Source organism: Falsiroseomonas tokyonensis, assembly GCF_019024325.1.
GTDB classification, from domain to species: Bacteria; Pseudomonadota; Alphaproteobacteria; order Acetobacterales; family Acetobacteraceae; genus Falsiroseomonas; species Falsiroseomonas tokyonensis.
Genome location: NZ_JAFNJS010000007.1, coordinates 125,890 through 140,571, shown reverse-complemented (window position 1 = coordinate 140,571; position 14,682 = coordinate 125,890). Strand labels below are relative to the sequence as shown.

Below are 14,682 nucleotides of genomic sequence, written 5' to 3'. Positions count from 1 at the left end.
ATGGCCTCTGCCGAGACCAAGGGATCGGCAGGCCGCCGGATCCTGGTGCTGGATTCCGACCTCTTCGGCCAGGTCGGCGGCGGCCAGGCGGTGTTCCGCCGCATGATGCAGCACCGGCCGCAGGACAGCTGGTTCTACTTCCGGCGGCAGGAAGCGGCCGATGCGCCCCGCCCCGTCAATGCCCAGGCCATCCCGCTGGTGGAGCCGCTGCTGGCCCTGCCGCAGGAGGTGCCGGAGACGCTGCACCACTTCCTCTGGGTCTGGCAGATCGCGCGCAACATGGCGCGCTCCGTCGCCCTGGCCTGCGGCCGCGTCGATTTCGACGTGGTGGATGTGCCGGACTACACCCAGCTCGGCCCCTTCATGCGCCTGGCGCTGGCGGCGGAAGGCTGCACGGTGGACCGGGTCGTCGTCTCCATGCACGGCACCCTCTCCGACGCCTTCCGCGGCGGCTGGCCGACCGGGCAGGATGAGGGGCGGGTGCTGGCGGAACTCCGCGTGCGCGAACACCTGCAGTTCCGCGCCGCGGATGCGCGCTATGCCATCAGCGAAAGCTATGCCCGCGCCTGGCAGCGGCGCGTGCCGGCGCCGGTCACGCTGCTCGACCCGCTGGTGATCACCGGCGCGCCGGCGCCACGCGCGGCTGATCGGCGGGACGGCGCGCCGGACCTTGCATTCCTCGGGCGGCGGGAGAAGTGGAAGGGCCCGGACCTCTTCCTCGATGCCGCCTGGGGCCTGGATCCGGACAGCTACCGGCGGCTGCTGCTGATCGGCCCGGAAGGCCCGAACCGGCTCGGCCAGGGGTCGGAGGCGCTGCTGCGCGCCGCCGCCCGCCGCCGCGGGCTGGAGGGGCGGCTGGAGATGACCGGCCCGATGGGACGGGACGCGGTGCAGGCGCTGCTGTCCGGGCGCAGCCTGCTGCTGCTGCCCTCCCGCCACGATACCTTCAACCTGACGGCGCTGGAGGCCATCTGCAGCGGCTGCCCCACCCTGGTCTCGGAGCGGGCGGGCGTGGCGGAATGGCTGCGCGCGCGCCTGCCGGCGCTGGACTGGGCGGTGATCGACATCGATTGCGCGCGCGGCGCGGCGGCGGCGGCGGCCGGCGTGCTGGGCGACTATGACGCGCATCGCGACCGGCTGGCGCAGGCGCTGCACCAGGCGGCGCTGGTGCCGGATGCCAGCGGGCTGGACCGGGTGCATGAGGCCCAGGGCCCGGCCGATTTGCGGGCGCAGCAGGCGGCGATCGAGATCGTGGCGCAGCTTTCCGCCGCGCTGATGGACCCGCCGCAGGGGCTGCGGCAATCCGCCGAGGCCCGGCTGGCGCAGGGCCGCGCCGCGCTGCTGGCTGGCGCGCGCCGGGTGCATGCGGTGCTGCCGGTGAAGCGGGCGCTGCGCAGCGCCTGGCGCCTTCTGCCGCACCAGGCGCGGTCGGAGGTGCTGGACATCAACGGCCGGCTGCAGGCCGTGCTGGCCACGCCGCCCGGCCATTCCCGCCGCGGCGCGCTGATCGGGCAGGTGGATGGCGCCATCCGCCGGCGTGGCGGCTTCGGCGAGAAGGAATACGACCAGGTCCGCAACCTGTCCCGCCTGCCGCCCCTGCTGGCCGCGCTGCGGGAGATGCCGGAACGCCGGGCGGAGGAGATCGAAGACAAGCTGCGCTGCCTGAGCGCCGCCAGCGGCACCCACCTGGCCGATCGCGTGCCGCTGTTCCGGGAGATGGCGCGGCTGGAACGCCGGCTGGGCAATCCGCTGACCGCCGCCACCTACCTGCTGCGCACGCTGCGCTGGGTCGGCGGCGACCCCCGCGGCGACCTGCCCTTCATCGCCCATACCCTGCGCCAGCACAATTTCGTGCAGGAGGCGCTGACGGCGGAGGCGATGTTCGGCGATGCGGCGGATCGCGGCGCGCTTTGCCTCGACCTGATGCGCGGCGCCTATGCGCGCAACCGCACCAAGCCGGACCTGCCGCTGGCGGTGCTGGACGATCGGCGCGACCCTGCTGCGCGACCGCGCGCCTGCGTCATCGCCTCGCTCTACAACGCCGCCGACAAGCTGCCGACGCTCCTGGGGATGCTGGCGCGCCAGACGCTCGCGCAACAGGGCGGGCTGGAGGTGGTGCTGGTGGACAGCAATTCCCCGGCCGACGAGCAGGGCGCCTTCGCCGCCTTCGCCGCCGCGCATCCGGACCTGCCCATCTGCTACGCCCGCTCGGCGGAGCGGGAGACGATCCAGGCGGCCTGGAACCGCGGCATCAAGCTGGCCCGCGCCCCCTACCTCGCCTTCCTCGGCGCCGATGAGGGGCTGCACCCGGACGCGCTGCGCCGCCTGGCGGATGCGCTGGATGCCGATGGCTCCGCCGACTGGGCCATGGCGGACAGCATCGTCACCAATGTCGATCGCCATGGCGTCTACGACAGCGACATCATGGTCTATGACCGCACCGGCTATCGGCAGGACCTGGTCTATCTGGAGACCTGCTACCTGTCCTGGGTCGGCGCGCTGTATCGCCGCTCCATCCACGACCGCTTCGGCTATTACGACGAAGGCTTCCGGGCCGCCGGCGATACCGAGTTCAAGAACCGGGTGATGCCGCATATCCGCAGCATCCACGTGCCCGCCCCGCTCGGCATCTTCAACAACTACCCCGAGGAGCGCACGACGCAGCATCCGCGGGCGGAGATCGAGGATCTGCGCGCCTGGTACCTGTGGCGCAGCGCGCCGGGCATGGACTATGCCTTCGGCCAGCGCGCGCCGGAGGATGCGGCGGCGCTGCTGCGGGACTGCTTCGGCTATCGCAAATCCTATTGCGGCCATCTCTCCACCGATTTCGACCTGGCCGAGGCGCTGGCCGACCACCTGCTGCGGCGGGAGGACCGGCCGGACTGGGCGGCTGCCGCCTGGCAGGAGAGCCGGCGGGCGCTGGCGCTGGTGCGGGGCTTCGAGGAAGTGCCGGAGGATATGCGCCGCCCCGGCAGCGGCATCCCCCGCCGCCTCTGGGGCATTCGGCAACTGCGCGAGGCCCAGGCGCAGGCGCGGCGGCAGCGGGAAAGGCTGGGACTGGCGGCGGATCCGCCCTTCCAGGTCTTCAACGACAACCGCTACGAGCAGCACTTCTGGTCCTGGAGCGCGGCCTGACGACTGCGCCAGGGCGCGAAGGATTCAGTCCACGGGCAGGGTTCCGCCGCTGAAGGCGGGCAGCGCCGGTCGCGCTGCGATGCGGGCCGGGAAGGGCGGCGTTTCCGCCAGCAGTTGCGGCAGCGCCGGCATCGGCGCCGCATCCTCGGCCAGGCCCAGCAGCGGCAGATAGGCCGCCATCACCAGGCGATGGTCGTAGCGGGCGGCCAGTGCGCGTCCGCCCTCGGCCAGCCGCGCCAGCCGCGCCGGATCAGCCGTCAGCGCCGGCAGCAGCGCAGGCCAGCGCTCCAGCGCATCCTCCACCAGGCCCTGCTCGCCCTGCGTCACCGCCAGGCCGCGGAAGGCGACGGCGGTGCCGAGCACGGGCAGGCCGGCCGCCATGGCCTCCAGCGTCTTCAGCGAGCTGCCGGTGCCTTCCGGCAGCGGCACCAGGGCGATGGACGCGGCCTGGTACAGCGCCGCCAGCGCCATCGCATGCACCTGGCCCAGCGCCAGGAAGCCGGGCGCTTCCTCGGCCGGGGCGGCGCTGCCGGCGACGACGATCATCGGCGCGGCCTCGCCCAGCTCCTGGTGCATCCGCGCGGCGACCTCGCGCAGCGCGGCCACGGCGGCGATGTTCGGCGGGTGGCGGCTGCCGACGAACAGGCCGAAGGGCCGGTCCGGCAGGTCGATGCCGAGGCGCTCCAGCAGCAGGCGCGGCGGCGCCGGCAGCGGCTTCGACATGGCGCCGAGGTCGACAGGATTGGGAATCACCTGCGCCGTCACGCCGAGCGCGGCAAAACGCGCCGCATCGCCCGGCGTCACCGCCACCACATGCGGCGCGCGGCGCAGGGCGCGCCGTTCCAGCCATTCCGTCAGCCGCCGCAGCAGGGCCGATCCGGCGACGCGATCCTCGATCACGTCATGTGCCGTCAGCACGCAGGGCACGCCGAGCCTTTCGCAGATCTCCAGCACCGGGGCGGACCAGAAGCCGTATTCCAGCAGCACCGCGTCCGAGCCGCCGATCAGCCTTTCCATGCGGCGGCGGAAGAAGGGGTCCACCATGCGCTGCAGATGCAGCCAGGGGAACAGCACCTCCCCCTGCTGCGCCGCGCCGCTCAACGGGCGGGTCAGCAGGCGCAGGCCGCGCCAGGTCAGGCCCTTGGCCAGGCCGATCAGCCGGCGCTCATGCAGCGCCTCCACCAGGATATTGCCGCGCCGCGTGGTGGGCGCCGCGCCGTCCTGCATGACGCGCAGCTCCTCGACATGCGGGGCCACCACCTCCGCCATCAGGTTGCTGCGCAGGCTGGCGCCGGCGCTGCGGCCGAGGAAATCCGGCCAGGGATAGAAGACCTGCACGCGCCGCGGCGGCTCGGGCGGCAGCGGCGGTGGCGGCGGGGCCATCAGCGCGCGCATCAGCGGCGCGCCGCCATGGCGCGCCAGGCAGAAGGCGCGGCCGGCCAGGGCGCCGGCGGCCAGGCGCGGCCAGGCGGCATGCGCCTGGCGGATCGCGGCGGCGAGCCCCGCCGGATCGTGATCCGCCACCAGCAGCCCGGCGCCGCACAGCGCCAGCTCATCGGCCATCCAGGTGCCGGCGGTGCAGATCACCGGGCGCCCGCCGCCCAGCGCCTCCGGCAGCACGCCGGAGGTCCGCGCCTCGTAGATCTCGCGCCAATAGGGCAGCAGTACGAGGTCGGATTCGGCCAGCAGCGCCGCATAGGCCTCGGGCGAGAGGGCGCGGCGCAGAAGGCGGACCTGCTCCGGCAGTTCCAGCGCGAAGCTGTCGATCGCCGCCGCAATCTCCGGCACCGCGTCATTGGCCTGCAGGGTGAAGCGCAGCCCTTCTAGCCCGGCGGGCTCGGCCCGCAGCAGGCGGATCGCCTCCAGGATCTCGAGGATGCCCTTCTCGTCCCGCGCATTGCCGAGGCTGACCATGTGCAGCGCGCGGCCCTGCGGGGGGGCGGGCGGCGGCAATTCCGGCGGGGTATGCGGGATGGGCAGCACCTCCACCGGCAGGCCGGCCAGGCGGCCGATGCGCCGCGCCAGCCGGGCGCTGTCGGAAGCCAGCCGCAGCTTCGCCCCGCCCGCCACCGCGCGGCGCAGCCGGGCGAAGGCGCGGGCGGTCAGCCCGTCATCGTAGAATTCCGTCTGGTAGCGCAGCAGGGCCACGATGGTGACGTGCTTCGGCAGCGCCTCCACCACCCGCGCAAGGCCCAGCATCTGCCGCTTGGTCAGCATATGGGCCAGCAGCATGGAGCCCGGCGGCAGGTCCCGCGGCAGGCCGGCCAGCAGGTCCTCGGCGAAGCGGCGGTTGCGCAGCAGGTCGTCGCGACGCCTCCGGATCGGCCCGCCGCCCTGCAGGCCTGCGAAGATATCGTCGCGGAAGCAGGGCAGGGCGCCGGCCTGGCGGGCCACATCCTCGGGCAGCGCGCGGTGGCCCAGCACCAGGGGGGTGAAGCCTGCCTCCCGCGCCGCCTCCGCCACCGCGTGGTCGTAGGAGAAATGATGGCCGACGAAGTCGCGCAGGCTGGGGTCGGCGATGCAGAGGAAAGGCCGGGGGCCGTTCACGCCGTCGCTTCCAGGCCGCCCAGCACATCCTCCACCGGGCCATCGGCCAGGATCACCCCGCCCTCCAGCCGGATCGCCCGGTTGCACCAGCGCCGCACCACGGCGAAGTCGTGGGTGGCGACCACCATGATATCGGCGCCGCCCACCAGCCGGGCCAGGCGTTCCTCCGCCTTGGCCATGAAGGCGGCGTCGCCGGCCAGGAACCACTCATCCATCAGCAGCACCTGCGGCTGCATGGCGGTGGCCATGGCGAAGGCCAGCCGCACGCCCATGCCGGCCGAATAGGTGCGGATCGGCACGTCGAAGAAATCGCCGAGGCCGGCGAATTCGGCCACTTCCTCCGCCAGCCGGTCGCAGGCGGCATCGTCCAGCCCGCGATACAGCCCGCGCAGGCGCACATTCTCCCGCCCCGTCGATTCCGTATCCATGCCGGCGGCCACGTCGATCAGCGCGCCGATCTGGCCGGTCACGGTCAGGCTGCCGGCGACCGGTTCATAGACGCCGGCCAGTGTCCGCAGCAGCGTGGTCTTGCCGGCGCCATTGGGACCCACCAGCGCCACGCGATCGCCGGTGCCGATGCGGAAGGTCAGGTTGCGCAGCGCGGTGACGACGATGCGGTTGGACGGGTCGGTATGCAGCCGGGACTTGCCCATCAGCCGCTTCTTCAGCGACCGCGCGCCGATATGGTAATAGGGGAAGTCGAGGCAGAGCCCCTTGGCTTCGATCACCGCCATGGTCGTGCCCCCTCAGACCCAGAAGGCCACGCGGCCGCGGAAGCGCACGAAGAAGGCCGCGGCGATGGTCACGGTGGCCAGGGTGTAGAGCACCGCCGCCAGCCAGGCGAGCGGCGGCCCGCCGCCTTCCACCAGCGGGCCGCGCACCGTCTCCAGGATCGCATAGAAGGGGTTCAGCGGCATCCAGGCCTCCCAATGCCCGAGCAGCCTCGGCTTCCACAGGATGGGTGTCAGGAAGAAGGCCAGCTGCATGGTGCTGCCGACGATCGGCCCGATGTCGCGGAAGCGCGCGCAAACCATGCCGAGGAACAGCGCCACGGCCACCGAATTGATCGCGATCAGCAGGAAGCCCGGTATGGCCAGCAGCGCCTCCGGCCCCGGCAGGTGGCCGCAGATCAGGAAGATCACCAGGATCAGCGGGAAATTGTGCGCCGCGATGATGCCGTTGCGCATCACGCAGCGCAGCGCGTGCACGGTATAGGGCAGCGGCAATTGCCGGATGATGCCTTCGGAGGAGGTCAGGCTGGTGGTGGCGTCGTTCACCATCTGGCTGATGGCGTTCCAGATCACCAGGCTGACGGCCAGGTGCGGCAGGTACTCCCGCAGCGACATCTGGAACAGCGCCGAATAGAGCAGGCCGAGGCCGAGCAGCATGGCGCCGGTAGACAGCGTCAGCCAGAAGGGGCCGAGCACCGAGCCGCGGTAGCGGTTGCGGATATCCAGCCAGGCGAGGCTGGAGGCCAGGCGCCAGCGGCTGACGCCGAGCCGGAGGTCCTCGAGCGCCTTGCGCAGGCGCTGCGGGTCCGCCGCATCGACGTGATAGGCCGGGATCGGCGCGGCGGTTTGGTCGAGCATGCGGCGGCTCATAGCCCGGCCGAAAGCGCCGGGCCAGTGGCGGCGCGCGGCCGGGCCGGCTCCTTACTTAGGGTTCACCCCATAGCCCTGCGGCGTCGAATAACCTCCCTGGGGGGCATAACCCTGCGGGGCATACCCCTGGGGTGCATAGCCCTGGGGAGGCGGCCCGCCCGCGGCACGGGACAGCCGGACGCGGTCGGAGCGGGAGATGACCACCCGGTCGCCGGCCTGCAGCCCTTCCTCATTCGTCTGCACCACGGCGATATCGCCGCCATTGTCCTCGCGCACGATGAACTCGATCGCGGTGCCGCGGGTCAGCCCACCTTCCACCGCGCTGCCCGCCAGGCCGCCCAGCAGCGCGCCGCCGAGGCCCGCCAGTAGGTTGGAGCGGGTATCGCCGCCGATGAAACTGCCGGCGATGCCGCCCGCCACCGCGCCACCCACCGTGCCGACTCCGCTGCCGCCGCCCGCCACCTGCACCGGCCGGCTGCCGACGATGGTGCCGTAGGAAACAGAGGCGGCGGAGCCGAGCGAGCGGGCGGAGACCGTGTTGCCGGTCTGGGTCGGGGCGCAGGCGGGCAGGGTGGCCACCAGGGCCAGGGCCGCCACGGCCGGGATCAGCCTTTGGGACATCAGCCTTTGGGACATCAGCCTTTTGGTCAGGCGCATCGGAACATCCTCGGAGCGGTATCGGCGGCCGAAGCCGCATCAGGGCCGCGGCTTCGTGCCGCGGCGCCAGAGATGGGTATGAACCACAAGCTGTTCCACCACGATGGCGCGATGAGGGCAACGAGCCCGCCTCGCCGCCATGATCTCGTCCTTGCCTCGGCCGGTCGCAATGGGTTAGGCAATTGGCTCTAGGACTTGCGAGCAGACTTGAACGACGGGACGGAAGTCGGGGTTGGCCTGGGCCGGGCATCGCTTTGGGGGCGATGCCACGGCCGGGGGGGCAGGCCTCGGGGATCGGCACCCGCAACCGACGGAGAGCCTGGCATGAACCGGTTCAGCGCTGCAGGACGGCCCCTGGCTGCCTGCCTGCTTCTGGGAATGCTTGCCGCCTGCGGCCAGACCACCCAGCGGCCGGTCACCACGGCCAGCGTCTCCAATTCCCAATGGGCACGGCCTTCCAGCTACGACCCGCCGGGTCCCTCGCATGATCCCTGGGGCCCCTATATCAGCCAGGCCTCGCAGCGATTCGACATTCCGGAGCGCTGGATCCGCGAGGTGATGCGCCAGGAATCGGGCGGGCGGGTTTCCGCCACTTCCCGCGTCGGCGCCATGGGGCTGATGCAGGTGATGCCCGGCACCTATCGCGAATTGCAGGCGAAGTACGGTCTCGGCTCCGATCCCTATCATCCCTGGGACAGCCTGATGGCCGGCACAGCCTATCTGCGGGAGATGTATGAGCTGTATGGCGCGCCGGGCTTCCTGGCCGCCTACAACGCCGGCCCGCGGCGGCTGGAGGACTACCTCTGGGGCGGCCGCGGCCTGCCGGCGGAGACGCGCAACTACGTCGCCCGCATCGGCCCGCGCATCCAGGGCGCGCATCCAAATCGCCGCGCGGCGCCGGAAATCTATGCCGCCGCCGAAATCCCGTTGAGCATCCCGGCCGGCCCGCGCCGCGGCGATACCGCAACCATGCTGGCGCTGCGCGACCAGCGCCGCGCGGTGGATCCGGGCGTGCAGGTGGCCAGCCTGCCGCCGGGCCCGGTGGTGCGGATGGACCCGATTCCGGATGGCTCGACCCAGGCCTATACGCCGGCGCCGACGCAGCTGGCCTCGGCCGGGGGCGTCATCGTCAGCCAGGCCTCGGCCGCGGCGCCGCAGGGCATGGTCGTCGCCATGGCGCCGGTCGCCAGCCTGGGCGATTTCCAGACCCGGATGGAGCCGATCTCGAGCCCCGGCGACAGCCAGCCGGCCGCCGCATCCAGCCTGGGCAGCAGCTTCGCCAGCTACCAGCAGACGGGTGCGCAGCCGAGCGTGCAGATGGCGCGGATGGACCCGGTGGTGAGCCCGGGCGACCCCGGCAGCATCCAGGCGGAACCGCTGGTCGTCCCCCCGGCCATGGCGGCCCCGCCGCCGCCGGCGCCCAGCAGCCGCCTGGCCCAGGCGGGGATCACGCGGGACCCGGCGCCGCGCCAGCTCGCCCCCGCTTTGGCCGCCCTGCAGCCGGCCGCGCCGACCAGCCTGCCCTTCGTGCGCGTCGATCCGCCGGGCCTGGCGGCCTCGCCCGCCCGCAGCGGCTTCTCCTTCATCCCGCAGGCGCAGGCCAGCACGCTGCCGGCCCGCCCGGCGGCGGCGGCGGCACCGGCCGGCGGCGGTGGCTGGGCGGTGCAGGTCGGCGCCTTCGCCTCCGAGAACCTGGCCCGCGCCGCGGCCGGTCAGGCGCGGGATCGTATCGGCGCCTCCGGCACCCGCACCCTGGTGCAGCCCGCGCCGCAGGGCCGTACCACGCTCTACCGGGCGCGCGTGCAGGGGCTGGCGGACCGCGCCGCCGCCGAGCAGGCCTGCGAGCGCATGCGCAGCGCCTGCATCGTGGTGGCGCCCGGCGTCTGACCATGCGCCCCCTGCCGGCGCCGGTGCTGGTCATCGGCGCGGGCGGGCACGCCCTGGTGGTGATCGAGGCGCTGCGCGCCATGGGCCGGCCCGTGGCCGGGCTGCTGGATGATGGCGCGCCGCGCGGCCCGCTGCTGGGCTGCGCCGTGCTCGGCACCACCGACAAGCTGCCGGAACTGCGCCGCCAGGGGCTGGCGGAGGCGGCGGTGGCGGTGGGTGACAATCAAGCCCGCGCGCGACTCGGCGCCCTGGCCGAATCGGCGGGCTTCGGCCTGCCGGTGGTGCTGCATCCCTCCGCCATCGTCTCGCCCAGCGCCATGATCGGGGCCGGCTGTCAGGTGATGGCACGCGCGGTGGTGGGGCCGCAGGCGCGGCTGGGACGGCTAGTGCTGGTGAATACGGGCGCCATCGTGGAGCACGAATGCCGGCTGGAGGATGCGGTGCATCTGGGCCCTGGCGCGGTGCTCTGCGGCGGCGTCACGGTCGGGGCCCGCAGCCTGGTCGCGGCGGCGGCCGTGGTGCGGCCGGGGGTGGCGCTGGGGGCGGGGGTGCTGGTCGCACCCGGCGCGGCGCTGGGCGGGCCGATCGCCGATGGGGCCCGAGTGGGCGGCGTGCCGGCCAGGCCCTTGCCTGAATGAACCGCGACGGTTGCATCGTCGACCCCGCCCCTGCACGCGGTGGGCGACGGCCGGGCCGGATCTAGCGGCCAGGCTTTGGAAGAATGGGACGGGCGGCGGCAGGGTTGTCCGCAGCCCCCCGGCCTCCCGCGTCCGGCTGTCGAAAAAACCGGGCTGTGCGACCCAGGGATGGTGGCCGGGTCCTTCCGGGGGGGAAATACTGTCCCCCATGACGACCCGCATCGAAAATCCCGATGATCCGCGTGGCCTGCTGGGCCTGCGCCCTCCGGCGGAACTCGCCGAGGGGATGCTGCCGCCCCGGGCCGCGCCGCCCGCCACGGATGGCGGCGCGGGGCTGTCGCGCCCGCACTACCCCACCGTCTCCTCGGGCTGGGATGAGGAGGAGAGCGGCTCCGGGGCCCGCAGCAGCCTGGTGACGGCCCTGCTGGCCGGTGGGGTCCTGCTGGCGGCGATGGTGATGCTCGGCCTGCTGATCGGCTGAGTCAGGTCAGGGCACCACCACCCGCACCATATAGGCCTCCGTCGCCGCGATATCCGCCGGGAGCGCGACGAAGCGGTGCTGGTCCATCGAGGTCCGGTTCGGCTCCCGTGCCGAGATATTGAAGACGAGCGAGGATGTGATGGTGGGCATGCGCTCCTCCGTCACGCCCACCAGCTCCACCCGCACGCTGCGCCGCCCCTCCACCTGCTTCAGGGCGGTGGCGGAGAAGGTGTAGTTCACCAGCGTCTCCCCCTCCCGCTGCGCACCGGCGGGCGCCACCACGAAGTTGTTTAGCCGCACGCCGCCGCCGTTCAGCTCCAGGTTCACCAGGTCGCCCGGCGCGATGCGCCGCCAGCCGCTGTCGAATTCCTGCGCCAGGGCCAAGCCCGGCAGGGCCGCAAGGGCAAGGGTGGCCGCCAAGAAGGTGCCGCGCATCCAGACTGTCTCCTGCTACGTCCTCTTGAGGCAGATGAGGCAGCGCCTCGGGCGATCAACCCGCGCCTGGGCCGGGTGGGGCGGATCGGGCGGTGGCCGGCCTGCGGCGCCGGGCCGCCTCCGCGCCCCGAAGATCCATGTTTCCGGCGGGTTTTGGGGGGGCGCGTCAGGACCGCGCCGGGATGCCGCGCGGTCGGCATCACGATGCCGCAAGGGGGGCGGGTCTTGCCGCGCCCCCCGGCCTCCCGCAATTTGCCGACCGCTGCTCAGGGGAGGCGTCGCTGGCATTCCGGGATCTCGATCGGCTGTTGCGGCCGCGCTCCGTCGCCGTGGTCGGTGCTTCCGACGACGCCACCCGCATCGGCGGGCGGCCGCTAGCCTATATGCTCTCCCAGGGTTTTGCCCAGGGTCGGGAGGGCGCGCTGATGCCGGTGAACCCGAACCGGGCGACGGTGCAGGGCGTGCCGGCCTTCGCCAGCGTCGCGGCCCTGCCGCAGGCGCCGGATGCGGCGATCGTGGCCATCCCCGGCGAGGCGGCGATCCAGGCGGTGGCGGATCTCGGCGCCAAGGGCTGCGGCGCCGCCATCGTCTTCACCGCCGGCTTTGCGGAGACCGGGGAGGCGGGGGCTGCGATGCAGGCGCGGCTGCTGGAGGCGGCGCGACCCTCCGGTATGCGGCTGCTGGGGCCGAACTGCCTCGGCATGTTCAATGCGACGCTCGGCTATTTCCCCATCTTCTCCGCCAGCTTCGAGAATGGCTGGCCGCGGCCCGCCGCCCGCGGCATGGGCGGGGTGGGCATCGCCAGCCAGTCCGGCGCCTATGGCAGCCATCTGTTCGCCGCCGCGCGGGACCGCGGCATCGCCACCCCGGTGCTGGTGACCACGGGCAATGAGGCCGACCTGGGCCTGTCCGACATCATCGGCTGGATGGCGGAAAGCGAGGAGGTGCAGGTCATCGCCGCCTATGCCGAGGGCATCCAGAACGGCCCGCGCTTCATCGCCGCGCTGCAGGCCGCACGCGCCGCGAAGAAGCCGGTGGTGATGATGAAGGTCGGGCGCAGCGCGCTCGGCCAAGCGGCGGCGCAGTCCCACACCGCGTCGATTGCCGGCGACGACCGGGTGATGGACGCCGTGCTGGCCGAATTCGGCGTGCACCGGGCGCGCACCACCGAGGAACTGCTGGACGTCTGCTACGTCGCCCAGCGCGGCATCTTTCCGGCGCGCAATTCGCTGGGCGTGGTCACCATCTCCGGCGGTGCCGGCGTGCTGATGTCCGATGCGGCGGAGGCGGTGGGCCTGCCCATGCCGCCGATGCCGGAGGCGGCGCAGCAGAAGCTGAAGGAACTGGTGCCCTTCTCCTCGCCGCTCAATCCCGTGGACTGCACCGCGCAGGCCTTCAACGACATGAGCGTGATCGGCGCCTTCGCCGAAAGCATGGTGACCGATGGCGGCTATGCCAGCGTCATCGCCTTCTTCACCCAATGGGGCGCCAGCCCCTCGACCGCGCCGCGGCTGCGGGCCGAGCTGAAGAAGGTGCTGGACGCCCATCCCGACCGCATTTTTCTGCTGTCCATCCTCGCGCCCCTGGAGCGGGTGCGGGAATGGGAAGCCGACGGCTTCTTGTGCATGGAGGACCCGTCCCGCGCCGTGGTCGCCCTGGCCGCCATGGGCCGCTTCGGCGCCGCCTTCGCCGAAGCGCCGGCCGCCGCCGAGGACCTGGCCGAAATCCCGCTGCCTGCGGTCTCGCCCAATGAGGCCGATGCCAAGCGCATCCTGGAAGCTGCCGGCATCCCCCTGGTGCCGGAAGCCGCCTGCCAGAGCGCCGAGGATGCGGTGAATGCCGCGGAGGCCATCGGCTATCCGGTGGTCGCCAAGATCCTGTCGCCGGATATCCTGCACAAGTCGGAGATCGGCGGCGTGCTGCTGAACCTCGGCCATGCCGCGGCAGTGCGCGAGGGTTTTGCGCTGCTGAAGCAGCGCGCCCGCGCCCATGCCCCGAATGCCCGCATCGACGGCGTGCTGATTGCCAGGCAGGTGGTGGGCGGGACGGAAATTGCGCTCGGCGTGGTGCGTGACCCCGTCTTCGGGCCGATGGCGATGGTGGGCCTCGGCGGCGTCTTCATCGAGATCTTTGCCGATGTCGCCTTCCGCCGCTGCCCGGTGGATGCGGCGCAGGCGGAGGCGATGATCCGGTCGCTGCGCGGCTTTCCGCTGCTGGATGGCGCGCGCGGCAAGCCGAAGGCCGATGTGGCGGCGCTGGCGCAGGCGCTCGTCGCCCTGTCCCGTTTCGGCGCGGCGGCCGGGCCGCGCCTGGCCTCGGCCGAAATCAACCCGCTGCTGGTGCTGCCGGAAGGGCAGGGCGCCTTCGCCGCCGACGCCGTTCTCGAACTCACGGACTGACCATGCCGATCGACTATCAGACGCTGCTGCACTTCCCGATCCCGGAAATCCGGCAGGACCTCCGCTGGCAGGACTCTTCCCTCTATGCCCTGTCGCTGGGTCTCGGCCAGGACCCGATGGACGCCGAGGCGCTGCGCTACGTCACCGAAGGCCCGGCCATGCGCGCGCTGCCGACCATGGCGGTGGTGCTCGGCTATCCCGGCTTTTGGCTGGCGGACCCCGCCACCGGCGTGGACGCCGTGAAGCTGGTGGCCGGCGAACAGGCCGTGGAGCTTTTCGCGCCCCTGCCGACCAGCGGCACGGTGGTCGGCAAATCCCGCGTCACCGGCCTGGTGGATCGCGGCGCCGGCAAGGGCGCGCTGCTCTACACCGCGCGCGACATCATCGACGAGTCCACGGGCGCCAAGCTGGCCACGGTGGAGAACACCACCTTCCTGCGTGGCGATGGCGGCTTCGGCGGTCCCGATGGCCCCGTCAAACGCCTGGCGGCGGAGCCCGACACCGTGCCCGAGATCACGCTGGACCTGCCGACGCGGCCCGAAATGGCGCTGCTCTATCGCCTGAACGGCGACCACAACCCGCTGCACAGCGACCCGGCGCTCGCCGCCAAGGCCGGCTTTCCGCGCCCCATCCTGCACGGCCTCGGCACCTTCGGCGTGGTCGGCCGCGCCCTGCTCGCAACCATCTGCGACCACAACCCGGACCGCTTCGGCCGCATGGAATGCCGCTTCTCCGCGCCCGTCTTCCCGGGCGAGACTATCCGTACCGAAATCTGGCGTACCCCCACCGGCGCCGCCTTCCGCGCCAAGGTCGTGGAACGAGAGATCACCGTCATCAGCCACGGCGCCTTCCGCAGCCGGTAAGCTGGACGCACACCACCAAGCCGGTTACCTGACACCGCG

Annotated in this window: 11 protein-coding genes; 6 read left to right on the top strand and 5 right to left on the bottom strand. The window is 72.6% G+C overall.

Going from position 1 to position 14,682, the window contains the following annotated elements; translation table 11 throughout:
• Nucleotides 1-3,135, top strand: coding sequence for a glycosyltransferase (locus J3S20_RS22030; RefSeq protein ID WP_216838709.1), 3,135 nt, complete (start codon nt 1-3; stop codon nt 3,133-3,135).
• Between the two features lie 24 nt (nt 3,136-3,159).
• Here the strand turns inward: J3S20_RS22030 and J3S20_RS22025 are convergent, their stop codons facing one another.
• The 4 genes from J3S20_RS22025 to J3S20_RS22010 all read right to left on the bottom strand — a co-directional run bounded on the left by J3S20_RS22025 (nt 3,160) and on the right by J3S20_RS22010 (nt 7,940).
• Nucleotides 3,160-5,682, bottom strand: a complete 2,523-nt coding sequence (locus tag J3S20_RS22025; RefSeq protein ID WP_216838708.1) for a glycosyltransferase — start codon at nt 5,680-5,682, stop codon at nt 3,160-3,162.
• Entirely contained in the window at nt 5,679-6,416 is a 738-nt protein-coding gene (locus J3S20_RS22020; protein ID WP_216838707.1) for an ABC transporter ATP-binding protein, read from the bottom strand. Before J3S20_RS22020 ends, J3S20_RS22025 begins: the two co-directional genes overlap by 4 nt.
• Nucleotides 6,417-6,428: 12 nt before the next feature.
• Nucleotides 6,429-7,271 carry an ABC transporter permease gene (locus J3S20_RS22015; protein ID WP_216838706.1) on the bottom strand — a complete coding sequence of 281 codons (843 nt, stop codon included), beginning with the start codon at nt 7,269-7,271 and terminating at the stop codon, nt 6,429-6,431.
• Nucleotides 7,272-7,334: 63 nt separating this feature from the next.
• Nucleotides 7,335-7,940 (bottom strand): glycine zipper 2TM domain-containing protein, encoded by a 606-nt coding sequence (locus J3S20_RS22010; protein ID WP_246603151.1) that lies wholly within the window; start codon nt 7,938-7,940, stop codon nt 7,335-7,337.
• Nucleotides 7,941-8,318: 378 nt separating this feature from the next.
• Between J3S20_RS22010 and J3S20_RS31160 the strand changes: the two genes are divergently transcribed.
• The 3 genes from J3S20_RS31160 to J3S20_RS21995 all read left to right on the top strand — a co-directional run bounded on the left by J3S20_RS31160 (nt 8,319) and on the right by J3S20_RS21995 (nt 10,946).
• Complete coding sequence (locus tag J3S20_RS31160; protein WP_343215275.1) at nt 8,319-9,827, top strand: lytic transglycosylase domain-containing protein; 1,509 nt, start codon at nt 8,319-8,321, stop codon at nt 9,825-9,827.
• Nucleotides 9,828-9,829: 2 nt separating this feature from the next.
• A complete protein-coding gene (locus tag J3S20_RS22000) occupies nt 9,830-10,465 on the top strand; it encodes an acetyltransferase (RefSeq protein ID WP_216838704.1) in 636 nt (211 codons plus the stop codon).
• A 208-nt stretch (nt 10,466-10,673) separates the two neighbouring features.
• Nucleotides 10,674-10,946 carry a hypothetical protein gene (locus J3S20_RS21995; RefSeq protein WP_216838703.1) on the top strand — a complete coding sequence of 91 codons (273 nt, stop codon included), beginning with the start codon at nt 10,674-10,676 and terminating at the stop codon, nt 10,944-10,946.
• Between the two features lie 6 nt (nt 10,947-10,952).
• Here the strand turns inward: J3S20_RS21995 and J3S20_RS21990 are convergent, their stop codons facing one another.
• On the bottom strand, nt 10,953-11,381 hold the full coding sequence (locus tag J3S20_RS21990) for a hypothetical protein (RefSeq protein ID WP_216838702.1): 429 nt from the start codon (nt 11,379-11,381) through the stop codon (nt 10,953-10,955).
• Nucleotides 11,382-11,689: 308 nt separating this feature from the next.
• On the opposite strand from J3S20_RS21990, the gene J3S20_RS21985 reads away from it, so the two are divergent.
• A complete protein-coding gene (locus J3S20_RS21985; RefSeq protein ID WP_246603150.1) occupies nt 11,690-13,780 on the top strand; it encodes an acetate--CoA ligase family protein in 2,091 nt (696 codons plus the stop codon).
• 2 nt (nt 13,781-13,782) lie between these two features.
• Nucleotides 13,783-14,643, top strand: a complete 861-nt coding sequence (locus J3S20_RS21980) for a MaoC/PaaZ C-terminal domain-containing protein (RefSeq protein WP_216838700.1) — start codon at nt 13,783-13,785, stop codon at nt 14,641-14,643.
• Nucleotides 14,644-14,682 lie beyond the last annotated feature (39 nt).

Excerpts from the sequence above, each read along its gene's own strand:
- J3S20_RS22030 (WP_216838709.1), top strand. The coding sequence starts at position 1 with ATGGCCTCTGCCGAGACCAAGGGATCGGCAGGCCGCCGGATCCTGGTG.
- J3S20_RS22020 (WP_216838707.1), bottom strand. The coding sequence starts at position 6,416 with ATGGCGGTGATCGAAGCCAAGGGGCTCTGCCTCGACTTCCCCTATTAC.
- J3S20_RS22015 (WP_216838706.1), bottom strand. The coding sequence starts at position 7,271 with ATGCTCGACCAAACCGCCGCGCCGATCCCGGCCTATCACGTCGATGCG.
- J3S20_RS22010 (WP_246603151.1), bottom strand. The coding sequence starts at position 7,940 with ATGCGCCTGACCAAAAGGCTGATGTCCCAAAGGCTGATGTCCCAAAGG.
- J3S20_RS31160 (WP_343215275.1), top strand. The coding sequence starts at position 8,319 with ATGCTTGCCGCCTGCGGCCAGACCACCCAGCGGCCGGTCACCACGGCC.
- J3S20_RS22000 (WP_216838704.1), top strand. The coding sequence starts at position 9,830 with ATGCGCCCCCTGCCGGCGCCGGTGCTGGTCATCGGCGCGGGCGGGCAC.
- J3S20_RS21995 (WP_216838703.1), top strand. The coding sequence starts at position 10,674 with ATGACGACCCGCATCGAAAATCCCGATGATCCGCGTGGCCTGCTGGGC.
- J3S20_RS21990 (WP_216838702.1), bottom strand. The coding sequence starts at position 11,381 with ATGCGCGGCACCTTCTTGGCGGCCACCCTTGCCCTTGCGGCCCTGCCG.
- J3S20_RS21980 (WP_216838700.1), top strand. The coding sequence starts at position 13,783 with ATGCCGATCGACTATCAGACGCTGCTGCACTTCCCGATCCCGGAAATC.